The 15,378-nt window shown below is 65.0% G+C and carries 12 protein-coding genes and 2 pseudogenes; 7 read left to right on the top strand and 7 right to left on the bottom strand.

The genetic code is table 11. The features are described 5' to 3' along the window. Positions 1-267: 267 nt before the first annotated feature. Genes BJD12_RS09625 through BJD12_RS09640 form a run of 4 tightly spaced genes read left to right on the top strand, consistent with a single transcriptional unit; the run spans position 268 to position 4,988 of the window. Positions 268-1,005 (top strand): DUF3348 domain-containing protein, encoded by a 738-nt coding sequence (locus BJD12_RS09625; RefSeq protein ID WP_005988081.1) that lies wholly within the window; start codon positions 268-270, stop codon positions 1,003-1,005. A gap of 10 nt (positions 1,006-1,015) precedes the next feature. After that, complete coding sequence (locus tag BJD12_RS09630) at positions 1,016-3,673, top strand: DUF802 domain-containing protein (RefSeq protein ID WP_042827581.1); 2,658 nt, start codon at positions 1,016-1,018, stop codon at positions 3,671-3,673. Beyond that, positions 3,670-4,335: an OmpA family protein gene (locus BJD12_RS09635; RefSeq protein WP_005988077.1), complete on the top strand. Its 666-nt coding sequence runs from the start codon at positions 3,670-3,672 to the stop codon at positions 4,333-4,335. The genes BJD12_RS09630 and BJD12_RS09635 overlap by 4 nt, the downstream gene beginning before the upstream one ends. Beyond that, the gene (locus tag BJD12_RS09640; RefSeq protein WP_005988075.1) at positions 4,332-4,988 is read left to right on the top strand and encodes a DUF2894 domain-containing protein; all 657 of its coding nucleotides are present in this window, start codon (positions 4,332-4,334) and stop codon (positions 4,986-4,988) included. The genes BJD12_RS09635 and BJD12_RS09640 overlap by 4 nt, the downstream gene beginning before the upstream one ends. 347 nt (positions 4,989-5,335) lie before the next feature. Here the strand turns inward: BJD12_RS09640 and BJD12_RS24575 are convergent. The 6 genes and pseudogenes from BJD12_RS24575 to BJD12_RS09675 all read right to left on the bottom strand — a co-directional run. Next, positions 5,336-5,547 (bottom strand): annotated as a pseudogene (locus BJD12_RS24575) (IS5/IS1182 family transposase); the annotation flags it as partial. A gap of 88 nt (positions 5,548-5,635) precedes the next feature. Then, entirely contained in the window at positions 5,636-6,562 is a 927-nt protein-coding gene (locus tag BJD12_RS09650; RefSeq protein WP_126936578.1) for a trypsin-like serine peptidase, read from the bottom strand. Positions 6,563-7,872: 1,310 nt separating this feature from the next. Then, on the bottom strand, positions 7,873-9,150 hold the full coding sequence (locus BJD12_RS09660; RefSeq protein WP_005988071.1) for a DUF3526 domain-containing protein: 1,278 nt from the start codon (positions 9,148-9,150) through the stop codon (positions 7,873-7,875). After that, positions 9,150-10,586 carry an ABC transporter permease gene (locus BJD12_RS09665; protein ID WP_005988070.1) on the bottom strand — a complete coding sequence of 479 codons (1,437 nt, stop codon included), beginning with the start codon at positions 10,584-10,586 and terminating at the stop codon, positions 9,150-9,152. The genes BJD12_RS09660 and BJD12_RS09665 overlap by 1 nt, the downstream gene beginning before the upstream one ends. A gap of 10 nt (positions 10,587-10,596) precedes the next feature. Further along, entirely contained in the window at positions 10,597-11,337 is a 741-nt protein-coding gene (locus BJD12_RS09670; RefSeq protein WP_005988069.1) for an ABC transporter ATP-binding protein, read from the bottom strand. Between the two features lie 297 nt (positions 11,338-11,634). Further along, positions 11,635-12,561 carry a LysR family transcriptional regulator gene (locus tag BJD12_RS09675; protein ID WP_005988068.1) on the bottom strand — a complete coding sequence of 309 codons (927 nt, stop codon included), beginning with the start codon at positions 12,559-12,561 and terminating at the stop codon, positions 11,635-11,637. Positions 12,562-12,686: 125 nt separating this feature from the next. On the opposite strand from BJD12_RS09675, the gene BJD12_RS09680 reads away from it, so the two are divergent. From BJD12_RS09680 to BJD12_RS09690, 3 genes and pseudogenes are all read left to right on the top strand, one after another. Next, positions 12,687-13,088 carry a Rid family hydrolase gene (locus BJD12_RS09680; RefSeq protein ID WP_005988067.1) on the top strand — a complete coding sequence of 134 codons (402 nt, stop codon included), beginning with the start codon at positions 12,687-12,689 and terminating at the stop codon, positions 13,086-13,088. Between the two features lie 145 nt (positions 13,089-13,233). Continuing rightward, positions 13,234-13,518: pseudogene (locus tag BJD12_RS09685) on the top strand (methyl-accepting chemotaxis protein); the annotation flags it as partial. A gap of 529 nt (positions 13,519-14,047) precedes the next feature. Next, the gene (locus tag BJD12_RS09690; RefSeq protein WP_039424338.1) at positions 14,048-14,785 is read left to right on the top strand and encodes a DNA/RNA non-specific endonuclease; all 738 of its coding nucleotides are present in this window, start codon (positions 14,048-14,050) and stop codon (positions 14,783-14,785) included. A gap of 227 nt (positions 14,786-15,012) precedes the next feature. Here the strand turns inward: BJD12_RS09690 and BJD12_RS09695 are convergent, their stop codons facing one another. Continuing rightward, a complete protein-coding gene (locus BJD12_RS09695; protein ID WP_005988064.1) occupies positions 15,013-15,348 on the bottom strand; it encodes a hypothetical protein in 336 nt (111 codons plus the stop codon). Between the last annotated feature and the right edge of the window lie 30 nt (positions 15,349-15,378).

Here is a 15,378-nt window from a genome sequence, read left to right on the forward strand (position 1 = left end):
GCGCGATGCCACGCAGGCGGCATGCGGTCATGAACCTCGCTCACGAATGGGCGTCAACGCAGACGCCGCGGACGTTTCGGCTTGCCGCGCCTGCGCGACCACCTCGCTGCCGATGCTCCGGCCTGCCCCCGGTGCCGGCTCCCGGAATCCTTAGGCCCCGCACGTCCCGCCCACCATGAACGTCACCCGCCACCGCAGCGCACGCCCGGCCGCACCGACAGACCCGCTGTCATTCCCGTGTAAAATGCGCGGTCTTTGACCGGAACAATGGCGAAGTCTGCTCCACGGGCGCCCCTTTCGGGCCCGGCGTTCATTCGCCTGCTCGCACGTCTCAGCGATGTCCGCGTCGCCCAGTCCAACCATGCGCTGGCCGACCGGCTGAGCCAGTGGATCGACTGGACCCGGGCCGTGGCCGTGTCCAAGGCGCTGGATGGCAAGCTGCCCGACATCGACGACCTGCCCGAACCGCGTCCGCTCGATGCCGACGCCTGCGCCCGCGTGCGCGCGGGCCTGGCGACCAGCAGCGTCGCCGATCTCGATGTGCTGGTGGCGCGACTGCGCAGCGAGGCACGTGCGGCGATGGACAGTGATGCAGCGCCGCCGATGCCCGACTACGCACCGTTCCGGCAGCACTACCTGGCAATGCAGCGTGCCATGCGCACTGCCACCGGCGATTTGCGCGGGCGGCTGCGCGACCTGCTGGCGCTGGTGTCCAGCGACATGGCGCGGCTGGCCGAAGTGGATGCGGTGATGGAGCTGACCTTGAGCCCACGCGAGCAGACCTTGTTGAACACCGTGCCGGGCCTGCTGGGCACGCATTTCGACCGCCTGCGCGAGGCCGCGTACGCGCATGGCGCGCCAAGCGATCAGGAGATCGCGCCGCGCGCGGTGTCCGATGGCTGGCTGGATGTATTTCGCAAAGACATGCAGAGCGTGTTGCTCGCCGAACTGGATGTTCGTTTTCACCCGATCGAAGGCCTGCTTGCAGCGCTTCGTACCCGCTAACTGGGACGTCATGTTCAAAACTCTCGTACACGTGTGTGTGTTTCTCGTCGGCCTGCTGGCGGTTTGCTGGGTCGGGTTCGGCTATCTGGGCAACAACCCGCTGGGAGCCTGCGTCGCGGCGGTGATCGGTGCGTGTTACCTCGCCGGTGCGTTGGAGCTGTATCGCTACCGTCAGGCCAGCGCAACGCTGGACACCGCAGTGACCGGGCTCACCGCCGCGCCGTCGGCGCTGGACGCGTGGCTGGAGCAGCTGCACCCGAGCCTGCGCAATGCGGTGCGGCTGCGCATCCAGGGTGCGCGCGTGGCGGTGCCGGCGCCGGTGCTGACCCCGTATCTGGTCGGCCTGCTGGTGTTGCTGGGCATGCTCGGCACCCTGCTCGGCATGATGGCCACCCTCAAGGGCACCGGGTTTGCACTGCAAAGCGCCACCGACCTGCAGGCCATTCGCGGCTCGCTGGCGGCACCGGTGGAAGGCCTGGCATTCGCCTTCGGCACCTCCATCGCCGGTGTTGCCACCTCGGCCATGCTGGGCCTGTTGTCGGCGCTATGCCGCCGCGAGCGGCTGCAGGCCGTGCAACAGCTGGATCTGAAGATCGCATCCGAATTGCATACCCATTCGGACGCGCACCAGCGCGGCGAAGTGTTCAAGCTGCAGCAGCAACAAAGCGCGTTGATGCCGGCCTTGATCGACCGCCTGCAGGCGCTGATGGGCAGCATCGAGCAGCAGAGCATCGCCGCCGACGCGCGTCTGGCCGCACAGCAGGCCGAGTTCCACGCCAGAACCGAAGCGGCGTATGCGCGGCTGGCCACGTCGATGGAGCAATCGTTGCAGGTCGGCGTTGCAGACAGCGCGCGCGCGGTTGGCGCAGCGTTGCAGCCGGCGATGGAAGCCACCATGTCCAGCATTGCGCGTGATACCGCCGCACTGCATGCGCAACTCACCCAGGCCGTGCAGCAGCAACTGGACGGCATCAGCAGCGGGTTCGATCGCAGTGCCAACAGCGCTGCGCAACAGTGGACCATTGCGCTTGCCGCGCAGGAACACGCGCAGCAGGCGCTCACCACGCAGCTGCAGATCACGCTTGCGCAGATCGCCCAGCACACCGCTGCATTGCAGGATGGCGTAAGCACCGCCGTGCAGCAGCAACTGCAGGGGCTCGACGCCGGCTTCAAGGACAGCGCACGCAGTGCGGCCGAGCACTGGCAGGCGGCGCTGGCCGCACAGGAGCACGCGCAGCAGGCGCTCAGCGAACAGATGCACGCCACGCTGGCGCAGGTCGAACAACGCAGCAGCGCCCTGCAAGACAGCGTCGGCGCCGCCGTGCAGCAACAATTGCACGCACTGGATGACGGCTTTGCGCGCAGCACCGCCGCCCATGCCGACACCTGGGCATCGGTGCTGGCCGAACAACAACGCGCCACACAAGCGCTCGGCACGCAAGTGCAGGCCACGCTGGAACAGCTCGCACAGCAGACCACTACCTTGCAGCATGTCGTGCAGCAGGCCGTGCAACAGCAGCTGGACGGGTTGACCAGCGGATTCGAGGCCAGCACCGCCGCCACGGCCGCCAGCTGGACCGCCGCAGTGGCCGAGCAGCAACGCGCCAACCACACGCTCACCCACGACCTGCAAAGCGCCCTGACGCAGTTCGCCAGCACCTTCGATGCGCGTTCGAACGCGCTGGTGGATGCGGTGTCCAAGCGCATGGAGCAGTCCAGCAGCGAAACCGCCACTGCCTGGAGCGACGCGCTGGCACAACAGCAACATGCCAGTGCCGCACTGGCCACCCAGCACCAGCTGGCGCTGGCCGCGGCAACCGCCAGCTTCGACACGCATGCCGCAGACCTGGTCGGCACCTTGCAGCACTCGCATACCGAGTTGCAGGCCGCGCTGGAAGCGCGCGATGCGCAGCGTCTTGCCCTGTGGAGCGAGCGCTTTGCCGCGATGAGCGCCACGTTGGCCACGCAGTGGGAACAAACCGGCGAGCGCGTCACCCAGCAACAGCAGGCCATCTGCGACACCCTGGCCAGCACCGCCAGCGAGCTGTCCACGCAGGCGCAGGCGCAGACCAGCGCCACGATTGCCGAGATCTCGCGCCTGATGCAGATCGCCTCCGAGGCCCCCAAGGCTGCGGCCGACGTGGTGGCCGAGCTGCGCCAGAACCTGTCGGAAAGCATGGTGCGCGACACCGCCATGCTGGAAGAACGCAGCCGCCTGCTGGCCACGCTGGACACCTTGCTCAACGCAGTCAATCACGCCTCCACCGAGCAACGCCAGGCCGTCGATGCGCTGGTCACCACCTCGGCGGACCTGCTGCAACGCGTGGGCAGCCAGCTCACCGAACAGATCGGCAGCGAAACCGGCAAGCTCGGCGCGGTGGCCGCGCACGTCAGCGGCAGCGCGGTGGAAGTGGCCAGCCTGGGCGAAGCCTTCGGCATGGCGGTGCAGTTGTTCAGCACCTCCACCGGCGAGCTCAACGAACGCCTGCAACACGTGGCCACTGCATTGGATGCGTCGCTGGCACGCAGCGACGACCAGTTGGCGTATTACGTGGCGCAGGCGCGTGAAGTGGTCGACCTTAGCATGCTGTCGCAGAAGCAGATCATCGAAGAACTGCGTCAGCTGGAGGGCCGCCGCAGCGATGCCGGCGCAGCGGAGCCGGCATGAGCGAGGAGATCGAAAGCGACGGCGAATCGGGCACACCGATCTGGGCCGCCTTTGGCGACCTGATGTCGGTGTTGCTGGGCGCGTTCGTGCTGATCCTGGTCGGGGTGATCGGCGTACAGCTGCAGCTGTCCAGCCGTCTCGATCAGGAGGTCAAACAGCGCCAGGCCGAAGCGCAGCGTCGCAAGACCCTGGAACAGGCGCTGGCGGCGCCACTGGCCGCCGGCCGCGTGACGCTGGTCGACGGCCGCATCGGCATCCGCGGCAACGTGCTGTTTGCATTCAACTCCGATGAACTGCAGCCGGAAGGGCGCGAGGTATTGAAATCGCTTGCTGCGCCATTGGCGCAATACCTGAGCGCGCGCGAGGAAATCCTGATGGTCAGCGGCTTTACCGACGACCGCCCGGTGCTGGGCGGCAACCGCCGCTATGCCGACAACTGGGAGTTGTCCGCGCAGCGCGCGCTCACCGTGACCCGCGCGCTGATCGCCGACGGCGTGCCGGCCGCATCGGTGTTCGCTGCGGCGTTCGGCTCGCAGCAACCGGTGGATTCCAACGCCGACGAAGCGCGCCGCGCCAAGAATCGCCGGGTGGAAATCGCACCGATCGCCCGCCCGTCCGGCGCGCAGCGCGCAGCGCCCACGCAGGCTGCCGCCACCCGATGAGCACGCCGGCCTCCGCACGCGCGCGCCTGGAGCGTTGGCGCAGCCAGGGCGCCGACCGGCTGGACCCGGTGCGCTTCCATCTGATGCAGACCCTGGCGATGCGCGCCGAAACGCAGGCCGATGCGGTGCGTGCGGTGCTGGAAGCAAAGCTCGCCGGCCTGGTCGATGCGTACGCGGCCACCCTCAAGAAAACTGCGCGTGGCGCGCATGCCGGCATTGCATCGCAGGCAGTGCAACGCAGCCCGCTTGGCGCCCTGGCCGACCAGTTGGCAGGCCACGCCGCGTTGATGGAAGTGGACAGCAGAAAGACCGCGGCCGCCGATACGCAGCTATTCCCGGAGCTGCCGGCGCTGGACGATTTCCGTCGTACCTGGACCACCGTGCGCACCGCCAGCCAGGTGCGCCAATCGCTGCAGGACGCGCCCAAGGACGCCGGCCCGCTCAATTCCAGCGTCCTGGTGCACCGCTGCATCACCCTGATGCGCGAACGCTCGCCCGGCTACTTGCAGCACTTCCTCGGCTATGTCGATGCATTGTCGTGGCTGGAGCAGATGCAGCATGGCGGCGTGCTGGCCGACGAAACGGCCGCACCAATGGCAGCCGGCAAGAAGCGCAGCCGTAGCGGTACGTCGAAGCGACGCAGCGCAGGGTGATTGCGGGCGCTCCGTGCCTTCATCGTGCGCACAATCACTACCATTCAGGCCCCAAGCCGCGTCGTGAAGCGCGGCCGCGTTGGTGCGGCCGCATCGATGCTTGGATTGATACACCGGACCTGCGCTACCCGCGCAGATGATGGAGGCCGCGGGTGGATCGAATCGAGAGGTATCGTTTCAGCACTTCACCGCCGTCGGTGAAACGTATGCGTCTCTCCTGAGAAATCCCTTTCGAACGCCAATCTCGGCGATAAACGGGGCAAGAGGTCCAAGAGGAAGCATCCAATCGTGAGGATCCAGACGCGCGTCCAGCCTGACAGCGATGCACTCACGCACGCTGCTCACACCTGATGCAGCTCGCGCTGCATATCGCACACCACGCGCCCCAGAACAGTGCGCGGCCGTCGCAGCACACAATGCCTGCGCTTGAACTGGCGCACGTGCGCATAACGCACTGCCTTGCGACTCAACGCCGAACCCAACCGCGCTTCGCTCTGTCGTAACGGCATGCATGACGCGTGGCCGCCAGCACCAACTTCTTGCGCGCCACCTCCGGAAGGGGAACCGATGACAATGCCGAGTCGGTCTCTCACGTGCGTGCCTACGCCCGGCGATGACCGATCCCGGCACGTCGTAAATGTACCGCGCTACTGGTCGTGCTGCGCGCGATCCCAGGCACCGTGCGCCGCATTCTCCCAGTAGGTCATCGTCACGGTCCCGCCTGCACCGGGGCTATACCCCTTAACGTTACCGGTCTGATATGTGCCATCGGGCAATGTTTGCATGACCGGGCCGCCGGAGGCGCCGCCCGAGAAATTCAGACAGCCCCGCACAACACGTAGTTCCGGACCGGGCTGGAAGATCGGGCTTTCGGTGGCACGGCCCGAGCACTTCTGCGGGAGCTCCCCTCCACCAATCGCATTGGGATAACCATAGGCGTAAAAATTTCCTAGCGTTGGCGGCGCCGCAAACCGCACCGGACTCTCTATAACGAGATCGCCGATGCGCGAACCATAGTTGTCGCGCCCAAGACTCAGGAAAGCAAAATCGAATCCCGCATCGCCATTGCCACTCCACCCGGTAACCGTGTGGACGTTCCGCACCGGAAAGCGCCCCGACCACTCGCCATTCCGATAATGCGCAAGGAACACCAGATGCTCGATCCGTGGGCCATTCGGACGATTGGACGGGTTCTGCACACAATGCGCTGCAGTCGCGATGACGCTTTTCGTTGCAGATTGCACGGCATTAGCAGTGCAATACGAATCGCGCCCATTGGCAAGAAAGAATAGGCGCCCGGTCGACATCATCTCGACCCCACCGGCCGGATCGACACGGTCTGGCTTCAGCATGCCGTCACGTCCGTGAGTGGGAAGATCCTGATCGCCTGTCGCTGCCAATGCACTTGCCATACGGGCCGGCGTCCAATAGGCAAGTGCCGTCTTTTGCTGGTCCTCGCTGATCGACACGTCGACAAATCCATGCGATTGCTGCGCCTTGGCCGCGGGAGACAACAGTCCAAGCAGCGGGCCCAGCAGCAGAAACGCGCCGGGCGCCATTAACTTTTTAAACATTAATTATTCTCCGATTAAATATGATATATATTTTCATTGATGCCGAATTCCACACGTCGGCGCGCATTCTTTCTGATATTTTCAGCAATTACCGGAATCATGTCACATAAATTATTCGCAATTTTTAAGTATCCACCAATCCGTAATACGTGGATTACAGAAGAAATTATTGTTATTTATAAAAATCGATTTAATTACAGACCACCTCCGCACCGAACACTATGTTCGGCAATTAGTCATAAGCTGCAGCTCATGGAGCCGGACGCCTGATCCATCGCCTGACGTTCGCAGCGTCATGCATGCAGCATATTCCGATGTCTCGGGCCGGCGGCCTCGAAGCGCATACGGCAATGGTGGCAACTGCGCGGCAGCCGACTGACCGCACACAGCGCACCCTGCAACTCCCAATCGCATGCGAGGACGCGGGACAGGCCGATCGCATCGAACCCAAGCCTTATCATGGCGCGATCACCGGCGCATGCTCGGCCATCAGCGCAATCACCCAGTCGATGAAGGCACGTAAGCTCTGTGCGCACATGCGGGTTGGGCGGGAACACGATCGACAGTCTGCTGCGGCAACCACAGCATGCCCATGACGGCCAACCCGGTCGCAAGCCAGGCATCTCCGTCGTCATGACCATCCCTTTGCCGCCTTGCACTGCACTTGCTCGGTATCGCGCTGCAGGACCAGCTGCCATGACACGCAGTCGCCACAGCGCATGAAGCCCACCGTGCGGTGCTCTGCAGTTTCCAGTGTGTGCGGACGACGCGCTGGTTCATGAACTCGCGCGTATGTGGGCGCGCTTGCGGTCCAGGTCGATCCCGACAAACCAATACGCGGTCGTGCCGTCCCGTCAGGCTTACGCGCACGCCGCGTCAATCAGGGTGAGCCGTGCTGCGCCAACTACACCCGCAGCATCCGCTCCACTCCGGCCAGCGCCCGTCTTGGGGCAGCACGGCTCGATCACCGCACATAGCGCAAACCGGGGCACGATCTGCTCCATCGTCGCAAGAAACCTGTCACACCACATTGGCCAACGCTGCTGCCCGAAACCAATGCCTTTATCGGCGGTCGCCGCCAACCTCTGCTGTTCCTTGCAGCACTTGCTGCCGAAACCGCACGGCCACACTCTTCGCAGCTGATCACTTTTCAGCCTTGACTTACTGCTGAAAGCGGCAAAAAAGTAGCGCACAGTCCGCGGCTCGGTGTGGATGGCGCGCCCAGCCTCAGAGCGTAGGAGTGATGCATGCCGCGCCGAGCAGCGGTCGCGCCCGCCTGGCAATGAGCGCAGTCGTTTGGTCAGCCGCGCTTAGCTGCCCTGCGGCGCGGGCTTGGCGGTAGCATCGAAACGTGGCGCACGCTGGAAGTCGTCGCCCGTAAACGGCCGATCACGGAACAGATACCCGTAATAGAACGCGCGCAATGTCTGGTGATAGGCGCGAATACGCGCCTGATAGGCCAGCTGCGCCTGCAGGTCGGTGCGCGCCAGGCGCGTGAGCGCGGCCTGCACTGCCACCGGCGGCAACACACTGGCCACCTGCCGGGCGAACGTCTCGCGGCGCAGCAGCCCCTGGCGATACGCCGCCACCTGCGGGGCGACCTGCCGGTCGCCGTTTTCGTGGAAGGCGAAATACCACTTGTAGTGGAACGCGTCGGTCAACGGCGGCGAATCGGCCCACTGCGGATTGCTCGCATAGAACCGCTGCATGGTGGCTTGGCGCGGAATATCCCAGGCGTGGTTCACCGCCTCGCGTTGCAGCCGCGCAATTTCGGTGCCCTGATTGACCGGCACTGCCTGATTGATCGCCACATGCGCCAACGCAGGCGCCACCAGTGCCAGCACCACCCAGCAGGTGGCCAGCGCCGTGGCATGTGCGGCCGGTCGCCAATGGATGCGGCCCACCACCACTGCCAGCAGCACCCAGAACAGCAGATACGCACACGTCAGCGCCAGGACCACCAGTTGCTGCAGCGGCGGCACCGCATTCAACGTCGCGGCCACCGCGAACGGCACGCCCAGACACACCAGCACCGCCACCGCGCGTACCACGGTGCGGCGTACCAGCGATGCGGCGCCGGCACCTGGCAACGCGGCCAGCATGCGTGCACGCCCGGCCTCGCGTTCGCCAGAGCGCAGGTCGAACAGCAACGCGATCACGAACAGTGGCAGCAGGAACACGAGCACGAAGGCGTAATCGAAGCGTCCGGCCAACGCCAGCTCGGGGTTATAGCTGTCGCCATCGTAGACCTGCGCTTCCAGGCCCAGTGCGCGTATGCGCAGGATGTAAGGCGCCACATCGCGCATGCCCACGGCAGCAAAGGCCAACGGCGATGGCGCATCCCAGGTCGGATGGAAGCTGTAGTAGGCCGCGCTGCCGGCATCGTTGGAGCGCGTGACATACGCCTCCACCGCTGCGCTGTCTTCCCGCTGCAACGGTGCGATGCGCGCGATGTTGGCGCGCTGCGCGTCGATGACATGCTGCCCGGAGAGCAGGCTGCACACCGTCAGCAGCGTCAACAGCAGCAACCCGGCCATAGCCGCGCGTGCGCGCAGCAACAACAGCACTTCGTATTTCCACAGCACCATCAGCGTGCCACTCCCACGCGCCGCCCGGCGGCCAGCAACAGAGACAAGGCGGCCAGCATCCACGCCGCGATCAGACCCAGCGGCACAGCGGCCGCACCGACGACATCCGCGTTGGACGCCGGGGTGAACGTAAACACCGGGATACGCTGCCAATGCGCTGCCGAAATGCGCTTACGCTGATCGGCACCTGCGTCCTGCGCGGTGTCGTCGGCCATGCTGACCGCATCGGCCTGCAACTGGTTGAGCCGCTGCACCAGCATGTAACGGTAGTGCTCGGCCTGCGCCAGAAAGCGCTCATGCGCACGCAGATCGGTTTCTGCCAGGGTCATGGAGACCTCGCGCAATGCCACCGTCGGGCTGAGCGCGGCAAAGCTGCGCACCAGCAGATTCTGCTGTTGCTGGATGCGTGCATCGCGCGCCGCATAGCGCTCGAACAGGCTGGCGGTGAGCCGCTCACCTTCCAGTGCCAACAAGCCTTTGTAATTGACCGGCAGGTCTTCCACGCGTTGCACGCGGTAACGCGCCAGCACCTGTTGTTTGAACTGCGCAAAATGCGGGTCGTCCGGGTTGTGGCTGTCGCCGAGCGTGCGCAGGTCGCGCTGGATGGCCACGTCGGTTTCCAGCCGCGTGGGCAACCGGTACGCCGCACTGGCCACGTCCGGCGCCACCCGCGGGACCAGCAGAGCCAGCCACACCCACAGCGCCAGCGACACCAGCAACGCATCGCGGCCGCGCCGGCACAGCATCGATACCGCCAGCACCAGCCCACACCACACCAGCAGATACACGCCATAGGCCAGCACCAGCAGCGCCACCAACACCGCCTGGCCTGGCAACAGCGCGATCGGTAGCAAGCCGACCAACGCCGGCAACAGACACGCGCCGGCCACCGCGGCCAGCGCGAGATATTTGCCGCCGAGCAGTTGCCGGCGCGTGGCGCCCTGCAGCAGCAACACGCGCAGCGTGCCGGTCTCCTGTTCGCGGGCCACGGCGCCGTAACCCAGAAACACCAGCATCAATGGTGCCAGCACCTGCAGCACAAAAGCCGGTGTCAGTTGACCGAAGCGCACCAGCAGCGAGCTCTGACGTACATCGCCGAAGTTGGCGGTGTTCTGACGATGGCCTTCCAGAAACATGCTGTTGCCGGTAAAGGCATCCACCCCCGAATCGAATGCGGCCAGCGCCGGCAACGGGCGATAGATGAAATGACCGTAATGCACCACCCGATGCGGGTGGCGGTCCGGTTGCGCGTCGAAGGCCTGCTGCGCGGCCTGTTGCTGGCGCGCACGGAACTCGGTGACCTCACGCTGGTGATGCGCAGCGGTCAGCGCCGCGACCAGGGTCAGCAGCATCAGCAACACCACGCCGATGGCGGCGGAGCGATTGCGTGCCATGAAGCGCAGCTCTTCGCGAGCGACCAGCCACACCGCACTCATGCACGCACCCTCATGCCGCGCGTTCCTGAGGCCGCGCAAAGCGCGCGTGCAGGGTGCGCACATCGAAGCCGCTGTCGCCAGCGCCGATGTCTTCGACGATGCGTCCGTCTTCGAGAAACCCGATCCGGTCGGCCACGTCCACGGCGCCCAGCAAATCGTGCGTGACCATCAGCACCGCGCCGCCGCGCTCGCGCACGCCGTCGACCAGCCGGTTGAAGTCGGCAATGGCGCGCGGGTCCAGCCCGGAGGTGGGCTCATCCAGCAGCAGCACGGGCACCTGGCGCAGCGTAGCCACGGCAATGGCTACCTTCTGGCGCATGCCCTTGGAAAAGCTGCCCAGACGCTGGCCCCAGGCCTCGCGCTGCAAGCCTGCAGCCGCGAAGGCCTGGCCGATGTCGGCCTGGCTGCAGCGCTGCCCGGCAAGTGCAAGCAAGTAGTCGGCATTTTCCAGAGCGCTCAGGTGCTCGTAGAGTGCGACGTTTTCCGGCAGATACGCCAACCGTGCGCGTGCCTTGCCGGGCGAAGCGACCGGGTCGATACCGTCCACTCGCACGCTGCCGGAAGCAGGTTTGACGAAGCCCAGCAGCGTCGACAGCGTAGAGGATTTGCCCGCGCCGTTGCCACCGAGCAGCGCGTACACGCTGCCCGGCGCGATATGCAGATTCAACCCTCTCAACACCGCGCGCCCGGCATAGGCGACGTGCAGATCGCGGATGGAAATCGCAGCGTTTGGCGGTACGTCTGGTGGCATAGCGTTGACGGGAAAGTAAAATGATACGTTATCACATTGCTTGTATTGCCTGAATCCCTCGGATCATCCGACCTGCTGCTGTAGGCGCGTTTGACCGCGTTGGTGTGATGCCGAGTTGCGCTGTCGGCGGCCCCGAGGGCGGGTGACACGGCACCGCGCAGGTCACCGTTACCGAAGGCGTGCTGCAACACGGCGCCGCACGGCACGCCTATTCGCATGCGCCGTGCCATTGCTATCAAGACAGCCGCACACGCAACGCGCCACCTCCTTGCGTCAGCCAAACACTTCACCCAGCACTCAACGCAGCGCCGGGTGCACCACATGCTCATGCGCGGCCATCAGCTCGATTACCCAATCGATGAAGACCCGCAGTTTGGCGCTGACGTGGCGATTGGGCGCAAACGCGATCGACAGCGGCATCGGCTCCAGCTGCCAGTCTTCGAACACCGATACCAGCTCGCCGCTGGCCACGTGTGCGGCGGCCATGTACACCGGCAGCCACAACACGCCCATGCCGGCCAGCCCCGCGGCAAGATAGGCATTGCCGTCATCGGCGGCGACGACGTGCCGGCCGTGCACGGTCACCGCTTCGTCGCCACGCCGCATCGCGTAGGGCACCGTGGTGGTGGCGCCCCAACGCATGAAACCCACGCAGCGATGCCGGGTGTTTTCCAGCTCGGAAGGGTGCGACGGTGTGCCTAGCCGGTGCAGGTAACTCGGCGCCGCATACACACCGGCTGTCAGGTCGCCGACATGGCGCGCGATCAACGATTGATCGGCGATGGTGCCGCCGCGTACCACGCAGTCCACGTTCTCGCCGATCAGATCCACGCGCCGGTCGCTGACGCCCATATCCAGCTGGATATCCGGATACCGCGCATGAAACGCCGGCACCGCCGGCATCAGGATCAAGCGCGCAAACGGGCTGGGCACGTCCACACGCAAGCGTCCGCGCGGCAATGTCGCTGCAGCGGACAGGCTGGTTTCGGCATCGTCCATGTCGGCCAACAGGCGCACGACGCGCTCGTAGTAGGCGGCGCCGTCGGCGGTCACGTGCACCCGGCGGGTGGTGCGGTTGAGCAACCTCACCCGCAAGCGCGCTTCGAGCTGCTGCACCAGTTGCGTCACGCTGGCACGGCTCATCTCCAGCGTCTCGGCCGCCTTGGTGAAGCTGCCGGTCTCAACCACCCGCGCAAATGCCTGCATCGCATCGAACCGGTCCATCGCCCCTCCTGCACCAAGATTGTTTGGATTTTACAAATAGTGTTGGTCGCACCTGCGGATTTATTGCGCATGGTCGCGCGCTTAGGGTGGACGTCCGTTCTGTCGCACTTCGAAGGAGAGCCCCCATGACCACACGTGACGTTGTTTTTCCGCAGGCCCGCCATGCGCTGTATGAGCGCCATCGTTATTCGCCGGCGGTGCGTGCCGATGGCTTGATGTTCGTTGCCGGTCAGGTCGGCAGCCGCGAGGACGGTTCACCCGAGCCGGACCTGGACGCAGAGATCGCGCGGGCGTTCGCCAATCTCGACGCCATCCTCGGCGCCGCCGGCTGCACATCGCAGGACGTCGTCGACGTCACCTTATTCATGGTCAACCCCGACGTGGTGTTCGACGCGGCGTGGGAGCGGTGGGCCAGCTATTGGGGCCCGGCGCCCTACCCCACCGTCACCGCGGTCGGCGTGACCTGGCTGGCCGGCTTCCGGTTCGAGATCAAGGTAGTGGTGAAATTGCCCAGCGCCGCCCCGTGATCGCTTCCACACGTGCTGCCGGCGCTGCAGCCGGGTCTGCAACCATCGTGCTCGCTTGATGGCCGCAGCAACGCTAGCAAAAACGTATCAGTACCGTTGGTCGACTCGCCTGACCACATCGCCATGCCCGGACTGCCTGGGCGTGGCGTTTTCCACGATGACCGAGATCGTGGCCAGCGTGAACCGGGTCACCGACATCATGGGGCAGATCACCGCCGCCTCCACCGAGCAATCGGCCGGCATCGAGCAGGTCAACCAGACAGTCATCCAGATGGACGAAACCACCCAGCAAAACGCGGCGCTGGTGGAAGAAGCCATGGCCGCAGCGCGCGCGATGGAAAAACAGTCCAGCACCCTGACCCAGCTGGTGTCGCTGTTTCAGCTGGAAGCAACGTCCGCACACCCGGTTGCGACCAAACAAGTCGCCTAGGTAGATCGATCCGCTGGATCTTCAACGCCCCTCTTCTGCAGCGATGTGGAGGAGGGTTTTTTATTGGGAATCGATGCATCCCGCATGCTGCGCGGAGCCATTGAAGGACTGAAGTCGCTAGTGGCAAGCGATCACCCTGCAGCTGGACCACGTGCCAATGGGGCATGCCGCGCGGCATCAGGGCATCCGAGTGGGCTTGGCTCGCATGATGTCCGGCGGACGCTTGCACGCCATTGCGCATCGCGCGCAATGGCCGCCGATCCTATCGAACAACAGCAGCGCCGTCCTGCGCGCGCCGGCACATCAGCAGCTGCCAAACGCGTCACACCTCCACAGCATGCTGCGTTGTGCATCGGTTTCGTGTCGCCTTCGTCATAGGCAAGCAACATTCGCATGCGATAGCTGTCGTGCTCGCTAGGGGACGGGCCAGCGATTCACCTTTCTCACTGCATTGCGCAGTACGTCGATCTGCCTCACGGGCATCGACGACGGCGTTGTGCGCCCGAACGATACCCAGGAGATTCACTCCATGCGCTTTAGGACCTTCTTCGCCGTTCTGCTTCTCACCGCCTTCAGTGCCGCAGCTCAGGCGCAGGTCGTCACCCTCAACAAGGGCGGCTATACGCTGCGCTACGACTGCACCAACCACACCGCGCTGCGCTACGAGTACGTCCTGCAAGCCGATACCGGATCGGCCGCGCGCCCCTCCAGTTTCAACCTGGACACCGAGCTGCCGAGCGGCTGCGCCGGACAAACGTCCACCGCCTCGTATGCCAGCGTGCGCACCGGCTACGACCGCGGCCACCTGGTGACCTCCAACCATATGGATTACAACGCGACCTACATCCGTCGCGCCAACCTGATGTCCAACATCGTGCCGCAGGTGTCCAGCTTCAACCAGGGCATCTGGGTGCGCGCAGAAAACGTGGCCGAGTGCTACCGCGATATCGCCAGTGTGCAGGTCTATGGCGGGGTGATCTACAGCGATACCAGCAACGACTATTTCCTGAGCAGCCACGGCATTCGGACGCCGGACTTCTTCTGGAAGACCATCATCACCGCCAACCCGGGCGGCGGCACGCGCGCCATCAGCTGGTTGATTCCCAACAGTGCCAGTCTGGGTTCGCTGGACAGCTACATCGTCAGCATCGACGAGCTTGAAGACCTGTACGGTGCCAGCACCATCGGCATCACCGCGCCGGCCGCCGTCAAGGCGATGCTGCCCGCCACCACCTGGCCGCAACCGAGCAACTGCGACCTGGGCTGAGTCCCCTACGCTGGCAGCAACGGCCCAGCGCGGCGGCGTCGCGCTGGGCCGTTTGCAACTCTGCGACTTTCTTTGCGACAGGTCGTCCTTGCGACAGCTTGCGTTCCACCAGGTGCTTAGGAAGTCGCGCCACGCAGCAGATGCGCAGTTCTGTGCGAGACGACCATCGCTGGGGTTCCGCCGCAACCGTTGGCGATCGGTCTCTGCAGCGTAGTGCTGCACGCACGCTAAGCCGTGGCGTCGAGACCAGCAAACCAGTCCGCATAGGGCGTGTTCTTGACCAGATGCCGATTGAGGTCGTCGGCACCATCGGTCCACCACACCGGGCCGCGTTCTCCCAACGCGATCTTGGCCGCATCGACCTTGGCGCGCGCGCACGCCAGTTGCTGCATATCGTCATGGCGCTTGGCCGTCTTGACCGCACGCCGTGCATCCATGAGCTCACCGACCAAAGCCACGCGCGCCTCTTGGCTCAACTGTGGATTGGAGGTGCGCCATAGCCGGCCACGCACGATGAGGTAGCGCCCGTCGGGCGTGATGAGCGGCGCGTTGGCTGTGCTCACGGCAGTTTTACCGGACCAATGACAGCTGAC

Source organism: Xanthomonas vesicatoria ATCC 35937 (assembly GCF_001908725.1).
Classification (GTDB): Bacteria; Pseudomonadota; Gammaproteobacteria; order Xanthomonadales; family Xanthomonadaceae; genus Xanthomonas; species Xanthomonas vesicatoria.

Bases quoted from the DNA above. Each gene is read 5' to 3' on its own strand.
- BJD12_RS09665 (WP_005988070.1), bottom strand. From the start codon at position 10,586: ATGAGTGCGGTGTGGCTGGTCGCTCGCGAAGAGCTGCGCTTCATGGCA.
- BJD12_RS09670 (WP_005988069.1), bottom strand. From the start codon at position 11,337: ATGCCACCAGACGTACCGCCAAACGCTGCGATTTCCATCCGCGATCTG.
- BJD12_RS09690 (WP_039424338.1), top strand. From the start codon at position 14,048: ATGCGCTTTAGGACCTTCTTCGCCGTTCTGCTTCTCACCGCCTTCAGT.
- BJD12_RS09660 (WP_005988071.1), bottom strand. From the start codon at position 9,150: ATGGTGCTGTGGAAATACGAAGTGCTGTTGTTGCTGCGCGCACGCGCG.
- BJD12_RS09640 (WP_005988075.1), top strand. From the start codon at position 4,332: ATGAGCACGCCGGCCTCCGCACGCGCGCGCCTGGAGCGTTGGCGCAGC.
- BJD12_RS09680 (WP_005988067.1), top strand. From the start codon at position 12,687: ATGACCACACGTGACGTTGTTTTTCCGCAGGCCCGCCATGCGCTGTAT.
- BJD12_RS09650 (WP_126936578.1), bottom strand. From the start codon at position 6,562: ATGTTTAAAAAGTTAATGGCGCCCGGCGCGTTTCTGCTGCTGGGCCCG.
- BJD12_RS09630 (WP_042827581.1), top strand. From the start codon at position 1,016: ATGTTCAAAACTCTCGTACACGTGTGTGTGTTTCTCGTCGGCCTGCTG.
- BJD12_RS09675 (WP_005988068.1), bottom strand. From the start codon at position 12,561: ATGGACCGGTTCGATGCGATGCAGGCATTTGCGCGGGTGGTTGAGACC.
- BJD12_RS09625 (WP_005988081.1), top strand. From the start codon at position 268: ATGGCGAAGTCTGCTCCACGGGCGCCCCTTTCGGGCCCGGCGTTCATT.
- BJD12_RS09635 (WP_005988077.1), top strand. From the start codon at position 3,670: ATGAGCGAGGAGATCGAAAGCGACGGCGAATCGGGCACACCGATCTGG.